8 protein-coding genes and 1 pseudogene are annotated in these 12,591 nt (G+C 70.6%); 5 read left to right on the top strand and 4 right to left on the bottom strand.

Translation table 11 applies throughout. The features are described 5' to 3' along the window. Window positions 1–5 precede the first annotated feature (5 nt). The 4 genes and pseudogenes from LG388_RS21315 to LG388_RS26750 all read right to left on the bottom strand — a co-directional run. Window positions 6–3,134: an efflux RND transporter permease subunit gene (locus tag LG388_RS21315; protein ID WP_225784583.1), complete on the bottom strand. Its 3,129-nt coding sequence runs from the start codon at window positions 3,132–3,134 to the stop codon at window positions 6–8. A gap of 49 nt (window positions 3,135–3,183) precedes the next feature. After that, a complete protein-coding gene (locus tag LG388_RS21310) occupies window positions 3,184–4,461 on the bottom strand; it encodes an efflux RND transporter periplasmic adaptor subunit (RefSeq protein ID WP_225785155.1) in 1,278 nt (425 codons plus the stop codon). A 32-nt stretch (window positions 4,462–4,493) separates the two neighbouring features. After that, window positions 4,494–6,095, bottom strand: a complete 1,602-nt coding sequence (locus LG388_RS21305; protein ID WP_225784582.1) for an efflux transporter outer membrane subunit — start codon at window positions 6,093–6,095, stop codon at window positions 4,494–4,496. A 112-nt stretch (window positions 6,096–6,207) separates the two neighbouring features. After that, a pseudogene (locus LG388_RS26750) lies at window positions 6,208–6,906 on the bottom strand (CerR family C-terminal domain-containing protein); the annotation flags it as partial. A gap of 125 nt (window positions 6,907–7,031) precedes the next feature. Between LG388_RS26750 and LG388_RS21290 the strand changes: the two are divergent. The 5 genes from LG388_RS21290 (at window position 7,032) to LG388_RS21270 (ending at window position 12,578) form a co-directional block, all read left to right on the top strand. Beyond that, entirely contained in the window at window positions 7,032–8,597 is a 1,566-nt protein-coding gene (locus LG388_RS21290) for a sigma-54-dependent Fis family transcriptional regulator (protein WP_304956862.1), read from the top strand. 148 nt (window positions 8,598–8,745) lie between these two features. Beyond that, complete coding sequence (locus LG388_RS21285; RefSeq protein WP_225784581.1) at window positions 8,746–9,933, top strand: substrate-binding domain-containing protein; 1,188 nt, start codon at window positions 8,746–8,748, stop codon at window positions 9,931–9,933. Window positions 9,934–10,102: 169 nt separating this feature from the next. After that, entirely contained in the window at window positions 10,103–10,867 is a 765-nt protein-coding gene (locus tag LG388_RS21280) for an ABC transporter ATP-binding protein (RefSeq protein WP_225784580.1), read from the top strand. Then, on the top strand, window positions 10,864–11,589 hold the full coding sequence (locus LG388_RS21275) for an ABC transporter ATP-binding protein (RefSeq protein WP_225784579.1): 726 nt from the start codon (window positions 10,864–10,866) through the stop codon (window positions 11,587–11,589). Before LG388_RS21280 ends, LG388_RS21275 begins: the two co-directional genes overlap by 4 nt. After that, the gene (locus LG388_RS21270) at window positions 11,586–12,578 is read left to right on the top strand and encodes a branched-chain amino acid ABC transporter permease (RefSeq protein ID WP_225784578.1); all 993 of its coding nucleotides are present in this window, start codon (window positions 11,586–11,588) and stop codon (window positions 12,576–12,578) included. The genes LG388_RS21275 and LG388_RS21270 overlap by 4 nt, the downstream gene beginning before the upstream one ends. Window positions 12,579–12,591 lie beyond the last annotated feature (13 nt).

The raw sequence follows: 12,591 nt of genomic DNA, 5'->3' as shown, positions 1-12,591 counted from the left end.
ATGGCTCAGTGCCCGCTGGCCGGACCGGGCTGTGCGTCGAGCGCCGGCGCGGATTGCGCCTGCGGCTGCGCCGGGTGCCGGCGCAGCCGCCCGAACTGCCGCTTGAGCCACTGCTCGAAGTCGTCCACATAGGTGAACACGGCTGGCACCACCAGCAGGCTCAGCACCGTGGAGGTGATGAGCCCGCCGATCACCGCCGTGGCCATGGGCGAGCGGAAGCTGGCATCGGCCGCGCCCCAGCCGACGGCGATGGGCAGCATGCCCGCGCCCATGGCCAGCGTGGTCATGATGATGGGGCGCGCGCGCTTGTGGCAGGCGTCCAGCAGCGCGTCCCAGCGGCTCAGGCCATGCTCGCGCCGCGCCATGATGGCGTACTCCACCAGCAGGATCGAGTTCTTGGTCGCGATGCCCATGAGCATGATCAGCCCGATGAGCGAAGGCATGGAGAAGCTCTTGTTGGCGATCAAGAGGCCCACGAAGGCGCCGCCCAGCGACAGCGGCAGCGCCGCCAGGATGGTGGCGGGCTGCAGGAAGTCCTTGAACAGCAGCACCAGCACGATGTAGATGCACACGATGCCGGTCAGCATGGCCAGGCCGAAGCCGGTGAACAGCTCGCCCATGGCTTCGGCGTCGCCGATGTCGATGATGCGCACGCTGGGCGGCAGGTTCTTCACGGCCGGCAGCTGGCGCACGGCTTCGGTCAGGTCGCTCAGGCCGCGCGCGCCCAGCTCGATCTCGAAGTTCATGTTGCGCGCGCGGTCGTAGCGGCTGATGACGGCCGGGCCGCCGGCCAGTTCCAGTGTGGCCACTTCGCCCAGCCGCACGGGGCCGCGTGTGCCGGGCACCGTCAGGCGCTCCAGCTGCGCCAGGTCTTCGCGCGCATCGTCGCGCAGGCGCACCATGATCGGCACCTGCCGCTCGGCCAGGTTGAGCTTGGGCAGGTTGTTGTCATAGTCGCCCATGGTCGCCACGCGCAGCGTGTCGGCGATGGCGGCGCTGGTCACGCCCAGGTCGGCGGCGCGCGCGAAGTCGGGCCGCACCACGATTTCCGGGCGCACCAGGCTGGCCAGCGAGGTGACGTTGCCGATGCCGGGCAGGGTGCGCAGTTCGCGCTCGACGGCCGTGGCGGCCTCGCGCAGGGCGTGCGGGTCCTGGCTGGACAGGGCCAGCACGTACTTGTCGTTGGAGCCGCCCAGTCCGACGCCGAAGCGCGCGCCCGGCAGGTCCTGCAGGGCCTCGCGGATCTGCGCCTCGATCACCTGCTTCTTGGGCCGCTCGCCGCGCGGCGACAGCTGCAGCGTGAGCGTGGCCTTGCGCGCTTCGACGAAGTTGCCCGAGAACGGATCGGCCCCCGCGCTGCCGGCGCCGATGGCGGTGTAGATGTCGTGGATGTGGTCGATCTTGAGCAGCCGCTGACGCACGCGCTCGGCCATTTCCATGGTCTGCTGCAACTTGGTGCCGGGCGGCAGTTCCACGCGCACCTGCGTCTGCACGTTGTCGTCGGGCGGGATGAAGCCCGAGGGCAGCAGCGGGATCATGGCGATGGAGGCGAAGAAGAACACCGTCGCGCCGACCATGGTCAGCATGCGGTGGCGCAGGCAGGCCTGCACCCAGCGCATGTAGGTGGCCAGCCAGCGCGGGTTCTTTTCTTCCTTGCCCACCAGCGGCTTGAGCATGTAGGCCGCCATCATGGGCGTGAGCAGGCGCGCCACGACCAGCGAGGCGAACACCGCGAGCGAGGCCGTCCAGCCGAACTGCTTGAAGAACTTGCCCACCACGCCGCTCATGAAGGCCGTGGGCAGGAACACGGCGATCAGCGTGAAGGTGGTGGCGATCACGGCCAGGCCGATCTCGTCGGCGGCTTCCATGGCCGCCTGATACGGCGTCTTGCCCATGCGCAGGTGGCGCACGATGTTCTCCACCTCCACGATCGCGTCGTCCACCAGGATGCCCACCACCAGCGACAGCGCCAGCAGCGTGATGATGTTGATCGAAAAGCCCAGCAGGTACATGCCGATGAAGGCCGGGATCACCGACAGCGGCAGCGCCACGGCCGACACGATGGTGGCGCGCCAGTCGCGCAGGAAGAGCCACACCACCAGCACGGCGAGGAAGGCGCCCTCGTAGAGCAGCTTCATCGAGGCGTCGTATTCCTCGGCCGCGATCTTCACGAAGTCCAGCGTGCGCGTGAGCTGGATGTGCGGGAAGTCCTTCTGCAGCTGGGCCAGCGCCTTTTCCACGCCGGCGCCCACCTCCACCTCGCTGGCGCCGCGGCTGCGCGCCACTTCGAAGCCCACCACCTGCCGGCCGTTGAGCAGGGCGGCGGCGCGCTGTTCGGCCGTGGTGTCCTCGATGGTGGCCACGTCGGCCAGCGCCACGCGGCGCCCGTCCGACAGCGGGATCTGCAGGCGCCGCAGCTCGTCGGCCGAGGCCACGGTGGCGATGGTGCGCACGGGCTGCTCGGTGTGGCCCAGGTCGGTGCGGCCGCCCGCGCTTTCCTGCTGCACCGAGCGCAGCTGGCGCGACACGTCGGCCGCCGTGGCGCCCAGCGCCTGCAGGCGCGCCGGGTCGATGGCGACGCGGATCTCGCGCGTCACGCCGCCCACGCGGTTGACGGCGCCCACGCCGGGCACGGCCATGAGCCGGCGCGCGACCGTGTCGTCGACGAACCAGGACAGCTGCTCGTCGTCCATGCGCTCGGAATGGATGGCGAAGGCCAGGATCGGCTGCGAGGCCAGGTCCAGCTTGGTGACGATGGGGTCGCGCAGGTCGGCCGGCATGTCCGAGCGCACGCGGCTCACGGCCGAGCGCACGTCGTCCACGGCTTCCTGGATGGGCTTCTCGAGCACGAACTCGGCCGCGATCGTGGCCGAGCCGTCGGTCAGCGTGGTCGTGACGTGCTTGAGGCCCTGCAGGGTGGCGATGGCGTTTTCGACCTTGCGCGCGACGTCGTTTTCCAGCTGCGCGGGCGAGGCGCCGGGCAGGGCGGCGGTGACGATCACCACCGGCAGGTCCATGTCGGGGAAGTTCTGCACCTTCATCTGCTTGAAGGCGAACAGGCCCGCCAGCGTGAGCAGCACGAAGACCATCGCCGCCGGAATGGGGTTCTTGATCGACCAGGAAGAGAGGTTCATGGGCAGGGCCCCTTGAAACAGGTGAGGGTGGGCATGCGGTGCGGCAGGCTCAGCGGCCAGGGGCGGCGGCCGGCACGCCTGCGGGCGCGGAAGCCGATGAGGCCGGCGACGCCGGGGCGGTCGGCGCCGCAGGTGCCGCAGTTGCCGCGGGCGCAGCGGGCGAGGTGGATGCGGCCGCTGCCGGGGCTTGCGACACGCGCACCAGGTCGCCGTCGTTGAGGAAGCCGGCGCCTTCCACCACCACCTGCGACCCGGGCGTCAGCTGCTCGCCGTGCACCTCGATGCGGTCGCCGATGCGGCGGCCGGCCTGCACGCGCGTCAGGCGCACGCGCTGGTCGTCCTGCAGCACCATCACGGTGTTGAAGCCGTCGCGCGGCACCACGGCCACCTGCGGCACGGTGAGCGCATCACTCTTGCCGATGAGGAATTCGCCGCGCGCGAACATGCCGGCCTTCACGCCGGCATTGGCCTGCACGTCGGGAATGTCGACATAGACCAGCGCATTGCGCGTCTGCGGATCGACCGTGGGCGCGATGCTGCGCACCTTGCCCTGCACTTCGGCGCCGCCCGGGGCGGTCACGGTCGCGCTCATGCCCACGGCCAGGCGGCCCAGCTCGGCGGCGCCGACCTCGGCGCGCCATTCCAGGCGGCCCTGGCGGATCAGCTTGAACAGTTCCGTGCCGGCAGCCACCACGCTGCCCACCGTGGCGGTGCGCGAGGAGATCACGCCGTCGTCGGGGGCCAGCACCTGCGTGTTGCGGCCACGCACCTGCTGCGCGGCCAGCACGGCCTCGGCCGCTTCCACCCGGGCCTTGGCGGTCTGCTCGGTGGTCTGGTACTGATTGATCTGCTGCTGGCTCAGCGCGCCGGTCTGGGCCAGCGTGCGGGCGCGGGCGGCGTTGCCCGCCGCGTCGGCGGCGGCGGCGCGCGCTTCGGCCAGCGAGGCGCGGGCCTGGGCCACGTCGGCATTCACCGTTTCGGGCGAGAAGGTGGCCAGCACCTGGCCCTTCTTCACGCGGTCGCCCACGTTCACGCGCACGTCGGCCAGGCGCAGGCCGTTCGATTCGGAGCCCACGCTGGCTTCCTGCCAGGCGGCAATGTTGCCGTTGGCCACCAGCGTGATCGGCAGCTCGGCCGGCTGCGGGCGCGCCACGCTCACGGTGAGCGCGGGCCGCGCGCCCGCCGCCTCGGGGGTGGTGGCGCCGCCGGCGGGTGCCGGCGCAGGGGCCGCGCCCTCGCCGCGCGGGCGCAGGAAGGCCAGGGCCGCCAGCACGAGCACGGCCACGGCGACGAGGATCAGGACGAGACGCTTCTTTTTGCTTGTCATGGTGCGTGTGGAAGAAAGTCGCTGGCGGGCGCTCAGGGACGGGCGGCCGGGGCTGGCGGGTTGGAGGGCGTGAGGGATGCAGGGGAGGGGGCCGCGGCAGCGGCCAGGGCCTGGCCGTCCGCGCGCTGCCAGCCGCCGCCCAGGGCGCGGTACAGCAGCACCCAGGCTTCGGCGCGCTCGCGCTGCAGCGCCACGCGCGCCGTCTGCGCGGCAAAGAGCGTGCGGCGCGCATCTTCGAGCTCGAACTGGCTGGCCAGTCCGCTGTCGTAGCGCGACTGGGCGGCGCGCAAGGCGGCGTCGTAGCCGGCCACGGCGGTGTCGGCATCGCCGGCGCGGGCGTCGGTGTCCTGCAGCTTGAGCAGGGCCTCCTCCACCTCGCGCACGGCCTGGCGCACCTTGGCGCGGTACTGGCTCGCGGCTTCTTCGTAGCGCGCCTGTGCGGCCTCGGCATTGGCGCGGCGCGTGCCGCCGTCGAAGATCGGCACGGTGAGCGAGACGGGGCCCACGCTCCAGGTGTCCAGCGTCTGGCGGAAGTCGCCGCTGCGCAGCTGCAGCCGGCCGATGTTGCCGCTCAGCGTCAGGCGCGGGTAGCGCTGGGCCTGGGCCGCGCCCACCTCGCCGCTGGCCGCGGCCACGGCCTGTTCGGCCGCGAACACGTCGGGGCGCTGGGCCAGCACGCGTGCGGGCACGCTGTCCACCGGGTGCAGCGCCGGCAGCGCGAGCTGCACCGGCGCGGCGGCCAGGCGCGTGCCCAGCGTGCCGGCGTCCATGCCGGTCAGCGCGACCAGGCTCTGGCGCAGCAGCGCGCACTGGGTGCGCTGCTGCGTGAGCCGCGCGGCCGCGTCGGCGGCGCCGGCGCGCGCCAGTGCCGCGTCGGCCGGCGCGGTGAAGCCCGCATCGGCCGAGAGCTGCGTGAGGCGCGCGCTTTCGCGGCGCGAAGCGGTGTCGGATTCGGCCACCGCCAGCTGGCGCGTGCAGGCGCGCTCGGCGAAATAGGCGTTGGCGGTTTCGGCCGCCACCGACACGCGGGCCTCGTGCCATTGCGCCTGGCTGGCGTCGAGGCGCGCGGCGGCGGCATCGCGGTTCGCGCGCAGGCCGCCGAAGAGGTCGATCTCCCAGCCTGCCTGCAGGCCGGCCTGCAAGGTGGTGAGGGCGGGCAGCGCGGTGCCGGCGCCGCCCGCGGCCGTGCCGCCGGTGCCCGCTGCGGCGCCGGTGCCCGTGCCCAGCCCGCCGCCGCTCGCGCCGAGGCTGTTGCCGCGGCTGGCGCTCAGCGAGCCGTCCAGCGTGGGCAGCAGGGCCGCGCCCGCCTGCACGCGCGCCGCGCGCGCTTCGGCAATGCGCGCCGCCGCGCTGGCCAGGCTGGGGCTGGCCGCCTGTGCGGCCTCGATCAGCTCGGCCAGCAGCGGATCCCCCGCGCCCCGCCACCACTGCGCCAGCTCGGCGCGCGAGCCCGCATGGGGCAAGGTGGCAGCGGCCTCGGGCAGGGCGGCCTGCCAGGCGGGCGGCACGGGCGCCTGCACCTGTGCGGGCGGCCGCGTGAGGCCGCAGCCGGCCAGGATCAGCGCCAGGGTGGGCAGGGCCGCGCGCGCGCGGTGGCGCAGCGGCGATGACGATGAAGCAGCAACACGGTTCATGGCGAAGAAGCGCGGGCGCCGCCGTCGCCGCGCGCCGCCGGACTTCGTCGTCCAGCAGCGCATGGGCGTACTGCACCAGCTGCGCGGCCCAGCGATCGATGCCCGCAGCGTCGCGCATCAGCGAGGGCCGCAGCAGGCCGACGAAATCGTGGATGACGAACAGTTGCATCGCCAGGCCGGTGATGGCGAAGGCGAGCCGGTGCACATCGTCGTCGGGCTTCACGCCCAGGTGCCGGCTCAGGATCTTCACCAGCACCCGGTGCGGGCCCTGGATGTCGCGCTCGACCTCGCGGGCCCACTGACTGGTCGGCTCCAGCATCTCCCGCAAATGCAGGCGCGTGCACTGGCGCATGATCTCGCCCTGCTTGAGCGGCTCCACGTAGCCGGTGAGGAAGCGGCGCAGCGCCTCGTGCGCGGGCAGGTCCGCCGCATCGCCCAGCGCCTGCAGCTCGCCGGCGTCGCTGCGCAGCGGCTCGGCAAAGCAGGCGGCATACAGGCCGGCCTTGTCGCCGAAGTAGTAGCTGATGGCCGCGATGTTCGCGCCCGCTGCCTGCGCGATCTCGCGCGTGGAGGTCTTGGCGAAGCCTTTCTCGGCAAAGAGGGCGAGGGCGGCGAGCAGCAGGTGCTGGCGCGCCTCCTGCCCGTCGCTGCGCGCGGCACGGCGGGCGACGCGGGGCAGGGCGGTGGCGGCATTCGCGCTGCGGCCGCGGGCCCCCGGGGGGCGCGGCCGGGAAGACACGGCAGGGGCGGCCGGCGTGCGTCGTGCGCGCAGTCCGGTCGCGGGGCGGGAAGGCGTGGGGGTGGTCGGCATCTGGGCGCGTATTGAAACACAAGATCAAACGTTTGATTGATCTAGGCGGACGGACATGCGGCCGGGCGCGGCAGGGCACGGCGTGGACGGGATCGGGAGGCGGCGCGGCGCACTACGATTCCGCCATGCCAGATGCTTCAGACGCACCCGCCACCGCCGCCCCGCTGGCGCCCGCCTTCACGCTGCCGCCGGACGGCGCACGCCTGCCGCTCGAGGCGCAGGGCATCCTCGCGCTCGCGGCGCGCTCCATGTTCCAGCTGTTCTCCAGCATCAGCCAGGGCATGTTCCTGATCGACCACACGGGCCGCATCGTGTGGATCAACGAGGGCTATCGGCGCTTCCTGCCCGCGCTGGGTTTCGAGCGCGTGGACCAGTTTGTGGGTCACATGGTGGAGGACGTGATTCCCAACACGCAGATGCGCCGCGTGCTGGAGACCGGCGAGCCGGTGCTGGTGGACCTGCTGACCAACAAGGCCGGCACCTTCGCCGTGAGCCGCCTGCCGCTGCGCGAGGAGGCCGCCGACGGCAACGGCCGCGTGATCGGCGCCATCGGCATCGTGCTCTTCGACCATGCGCAGACCGCCCTGCAGCCGCTGATGGCCAAGTTCGCGCTGCTGCAGCGCGACCTGGACGAGGCGCGGCGCGAGCTGGCCAGCCAGCGGGGGCGCGCGACGCGCGCGGGCGAGCCGACGCGCCAGGCCAAGCACAGCTTTGCCAGCTTCATCGGGGTGAGCGCGGCGGCGGTGGAGGTCAAGCGCCAGGCGCGGCGTGCGGCGCAGTCGAGCAGCCCGGTGCTCCTGTTGGGGGAGACCGGCACGGGCAAGGAACTGCTGGCCCATGCGATCCATGGCGCGTCGCCCCGCGCGGCCGGGCCTTTCGTCAGCGTGAACATCGCGGCCGTGCCTGACACCCTGCTGGAAGCCGAGTTCTTCGGTTTCGCGCCCGGCGCCTTCACGGGGGCCGACCGGCGCGGGCGCGAAGGCAAATTCAAGTTCGCCGACGGCGGCACGCTGTTCCTGGACGAGATCGGCGACATGCCGGTCACGCTGCAGGCCAAACTGCTGCGCGCGCTGCAGGAAGGCGAGATCGAGCCCCTGGGCTCGAACCAGCTGGTGCGTTTCGATGCGCGGGTGATCGCCGCCACCTCGCGCGACCTGCCGGAGCTGGTGCGCCAGGGCCGCTTTCGCGAAGACCTGTATTACCGCCTGAACGTGCTGCCCATCCGCGTGCCGCCGCTGCGCGCGCGGCAGGGCGACATTCCGGCGCTGGTCGAGGCGCTGGGCGACGACGTGGCGCAGCGCACCGGCGACGCGCCGCCCGAGTTCACGCCCGAAGCACTGGCGCTGCTGGCCGGCCAGCACTGGCGCGGCAACATCCGCGAGCTGCGCAACGTGCTGGAGCAGGTGGCGATGCGCGCCGATTCGCTGCGTGTGGACGCGCCGCAACTGGCCGCGCTGCTGCGCGAATCAGGCGTGGACGTGCTGGCGCCCGCGGCGGCGCCGCGGCCCGAAGGCGCGGGCGACGCCCCCGCGCCGGACCTGCGGCCACTGGCGCAGCAGGTGGCGGCGCTGGAGCAGCGCGCCATCGCGCAGGCCCTGGCCCACACGGGCGGCAACAAGCTGCAGGCCTCGCGGCTGCTGGGCATCTCGCGCGCGACGCTCTATGAACGCCTGGAAAACCCTGTTCGCTGATTGGGCAAATGTCTGAAAATCAAGCAATTCAATTGGCTGAAAATTTGACAATCGGAACAGGGCGGGGTGCCAAGTCATTGAATTAAAAGAGAAGAGGTCCTGGCACGGCCTGTGCAATAAGTGGTCACACTTGAACAGGAGACTTCCCATGCATCGTCGCCATCTCATCGCGCTGGCTGCCGTCGCGGCCTCGGCCGCAGCCTTGCCGGCCGCTGCCCAGTCCAGCGAGATCCGCATCGCCCACGTCTACAGCAAGACCGGCCCGCTGGAGGCCTACGGCAAGCAGACGCAGGTCGGTCTCATGATGGGCCTGGAGTACGCCACGGGCGGCACCATGATGGTCAACGGCAAGAAGATCGTCGTCATCGAGAAGGACGACCAGGGCAAGCCCGACCTGGGCAAGTCGCAGCTCGCCGCCGCCTATGCCGACGACAAGGCCGCGCTGGCCATCGGCCCCAGCTCCTCGGGCGTGGCGCTGGCCATGCTGCCGGTGGCCGAGGAGTACAAGAAGATCCTGATCGTCGAGCCTGCGGTGGCCGACTCGATCACGGGCGACAAGTGGAACAAGTACATCTTCCGCACCGGCCGCAATTCCAGCCAGGACGCGATCAGCAACGCCGTCGCGCTGGACAAGGAAGGCACCAGCATCGCCACGCTGGCGCAGGACTATGCCTTCGGCCGCGATGGCGTGAAGGCCTTCAAGGACGCGATCAAGAAGGCCAAGGTGGTCCATGAGGAATACCTGCCGCAGAACACCACCGACTTCACGGCCGGGGCGCAGCGCCTGATCGACAAGCTCAAGGACCAGCCGGGCCGCAAGATCATCTGGATCGTGTGGGCGGGCGCGGGCAACCCCTTCAAGATCGCCGACCTGGACTTGAAGCGCTACAACATCGAGGTGGCGACCGGCGGCAACATCCTGCCGGCCATGGCCAGCTACAAGCAGTTCCCGGGCATGGAAGGCGCCACCTACTACTACTTCGGCATCCCCAAGAACCCGGTGAACGAGGCCATGGTGGCCGCGCACTACAAGCAGTTCAAGGCTCCGCCGGATTTCTTCACGGCCGGCGGCTTCACGGCCGCGATGGCCGCGGTGACGGCGCTCAAGAAGACGGGCGGCGACACGAACACCAACAAGCTCATCTCGGCCATGGAAGGCATGAGCTTCGACACGCCCAAGGGCACCATGACCTTCCGCAAGGAAGACCACCAGGCCCTGCAGAGCATGTACCACTTCCGGATCAAGAACGACCCGGCCTTCGCCTGGGGCGTGCCGGAGCTGGTGCGCGAGATCAAGGCCTCCGAGATGGACGTGCCGATCAGGAACAAGCGATAAATCGGCAGGCAACCCCCAGGCCGCTGCGCGGCTCCCCCTTCTGCTGCGCGAAGGGGGCGCACCCGGTGGCCTGGCAGAGCCAGTTCCACGGGTGCCCTGAGCAGGGCACCTCTTCCACACCTCGTTGCAATGCCTGTCCGGCGCCTTCGGCACCGGGCACGGGACACCCATGCTTGAAACCCAGGATCTGACCATCCGCTTCGGCGGGCATGTCGCGGTGAATGCCGTGAGCTGCCGCTTCGAGCCCGGCACGCTCACGGCCATCGTCGGCCCCAACGGCGCGGGCAAGACCACCTACTTCAACCTGATCTCGGGGCAGCTCAAGGCCACGGCCGGCCGGGTGCGCCTGAACGGGCGCGATCTGTCGGGCCTGCCGGCCTCGGCACGCACGCGCGCGGGCCTGGGCCGCGCCTTCCAGCTCACCAACCTGTTTCCCAACCTCACGGTGCTGGAGAACGTGCGGCTGGCCGTGCAGGCGGCGCATGCCGGGCCGCACCGCCGCGGGCTGAACCTGTGGAGCATCTGGAGCGACCACCGCGCGCTGACCGAGCGCGCCGATGCGCTGCTCGCCTCCACGAACCTCAAGTCGCGTGAGCATGACGTGGTGGCCAGCCTGCCGCATGGCGACCAGCGCAAGCTGGAAGTGGCGCTGCTGATGGCGCTGGAGCCCGAGGTCTTCATGTTCGACGAACCCACGGCGGGCATGAACGCGGCCGAGGCGCCGGTGATCCTGGATTTGATCCGCCAACTCAAGCAGGACAAGTCCAAAACCATCCTGCTGGTCGAGCACAAGATGGACGTGGTGCGCGAACTGGCCGACCGCATCATCGTCTTGCACAACGGGACGCTGGTGGCCGACGGCGAGCCGGCCGAAGTGATCGCCTCGCCGGTGGTGCAAGAGGCCTACCTGGGCGTGACGAAGGAGGCGGCATGAGCGAAGCGCTGCTAAAGCTGGAAGACGTGCACACGCACATCGGCGCGTACCACATCCTGCATGGCGTCGACCTGCAGGTGCCCAAGGGCCAGCTCACCATGCTGCTGGGCCGCAACGGCGCGGGCAAGAGCACCACGCTGCGCACCATCATGGGTTTGTGGCATGCCTCGCAGGGCCGCATCCGCTTTGCCGGCCGCGACATCACCGCGTTCAGCACGCCGCAGATTGCCGACCTGGGCATCGCCTACGTGCCCGAGACCATGGGCATCTTCGCCGACCTGACGGTGAAGGAGAACATGCTGCTGGCCGCGCGTTCGGCCAAGCGTGCGCAGGACATGGACGAGGCGCGGCTGAAATGGATCTTCCGGCTCTTCCCTGCGGTGGAGAAGTTCTGGAACCACCCGGCCGGCAAGCTCTCGGGCGGACAGAAGCAGATGCTGGCGGTCTCGCGCGCCATCGTGGAGCCGCGCGAGCTGCTGATCATCGACGAGCCCAGCAAGGGCCTGGCGCCGGCCATCATCAACAACCTGATCGACGCTTTCGCGGAACTCAAGGCCAGCGGCGTCACCATCCTGCTGGTGGAGCAGAACATCCACTTCGCGCAACGCCTGGGCGACACCGTGGCCGTGATGGACAACGGCCGCATCGTGCACGCGGGTTCGATGGCCGAGTTCTCGGCCGATGCACAACTGCAGCAGCGCCTGCTGGGGCTGGCACTATGAATATCCTCAAGACGGATCTGGACTGGAAGCCGCTGGCCCTGGTGCCGGTGCTCGCGCTGCTGGCGCTGCCCCTGGTGGGCTCGCCCAGCACCTGGCTCACGCTCACCGTGGCCGGCCTGGCGATGGGCATGATCGTGTTCATCATCGCCTCGGGCCTGACCTTGGTCTTCGGCCTGATGGACGTGCTGAACTTCGGCCACGGCCTGTTCATCGCGCTCGGCGCCTTCGTGGCCACCAGCGTGCTGGGCGCCATGGGGGACTGGACGCAATCGCAATCCATCCTCACCAACCTGATGGCCATCGTGCCCTCGATGGTGGTCGCCATGCTGGTGGCCAGCGCCGTCGGGCTGGCCTTCGAGCGCTTCATCGTGCGGCCGGTGTACGGCCAGCATCTGAAGCAGATCCTCATCACCATGGGCGGCATGATCATCGGCGAGGAGCTGATCAAGGTGATCTGGGGGCCGGCGCAGATCCCGCTGCCGCTGCCCGAGGGGCTGCGCGGCTCCTGGCTGTGGGGCGACGCGGCGGTGGAGAAGTACCGCGTGCTGGCGGTGGTCGTGGGCAGCCTGGTCTTCGGCGTGATGGCCTTCATGCTGGCGCGCACCAAGATCGGCCTCTTGATCCGCGCCGGCGTGCAGGACCGCGAGATGGTCGAGTCGCTGGGCTACCGCATCCGCGTGCTCTTCGTGGGCATCTTCGTCGTGGGCAGTGCGCTGGCGGGCCTGGGCGGCGTGATGTGGGGCCTGTACCAGCAAAGCGTGATCCCGCAGATGGGCGCGCAGGTCAACGTGCTGATCTTCATCGTCATCATCATCGGCGGCCTGGGCTCGACCACGGGCGCGCTGATCGGCGCGCTGCTGGTGGGCCTGATGGCCAATTACACCGGCTTCATCGCGCCCAAGGTGGCGCTGTTCTCCAACATCGCGCTGATGGTGGCCATCCTGCTGTGGCGCCCGCAAGGTGTGTACCCGGTGGCCGGCAGCCGTTGAAAAGAGCAGGGAG

This window comes from Xenophilus sp. Marseille-Q4582 (assembly GCF_916700565.1).
GTDB lineage: Bacteria > Pseudomonadota > Gammaproteobacteria > Burkholderiales > Burkholderiaceae_C > Xenophilus.
The sequence above is the reverse complement of the archived record's forward strand: the minus strand, read 5'-3'. Positions and strand labels throughout refer to the sequence as shown.

Excerpts from the sequence above, each read along its gene's own strand:
- LG388_RS21315 (WP_225784583.1), bottom strand. The coding sequence starts at position 3,134 with ATGAACCTCTCTTCCTGGTCGATCAAGAACCCCATTCCGGCGGCGATG.
- LG388_RS21310 (WP_225785155.1), bottom strand. The coding sequence starts at position 4,461 with ATGACAAGCAAAAAGAAGCGTCTCGTCCTGATCCTCGTCGCCGTGGCC.
- LG388_RS21305 (WP_225784582.1), bottom strand. The coding sequence starts at position 6,095 with ATGAACCGTGTTGCTGCTTCATCGTCATCGCCGCTGCGCCACCGCGCG.
- LG388_RS21290 (WP_304956862.1), top strand. The coding sequence starts at position 7,032 with ATGCCAGATGCTTCAGACGCACCCGCCACCGCCGCCCCGCTGGCGCCC.
- LG388_RS21285 (WP_225784581.1), top strand. The coding sequence starts at position 8,746 with ATGCATCGTCGCCATCTCATCGCGCTGGCTGCCGTCGCGGCCTCGGCC.
- LG388_RS21280 (WP_225784580.1), top strand. The coding sequence starts at position 10,103 with ATGCTTGAAACCCAGGATCTGACCATCCGCTTCGGCGGGCATGTCGCG.
- LG388_RS21275 (WP_225784579.1), top strand. The coding sequence starts at position 10,864 with ATGAGCGAAGCGCTGCTAAAGCTGGAAGACGTGCACACGCACATCGGC.
- LG388_RS21270 (WP_225784578.1), top strand. The coding sequence starts at position 11,586 with ATGAATATCCTCAAGACGGATCTGGACTGGAAGCCGCTGGCCCTGGTG.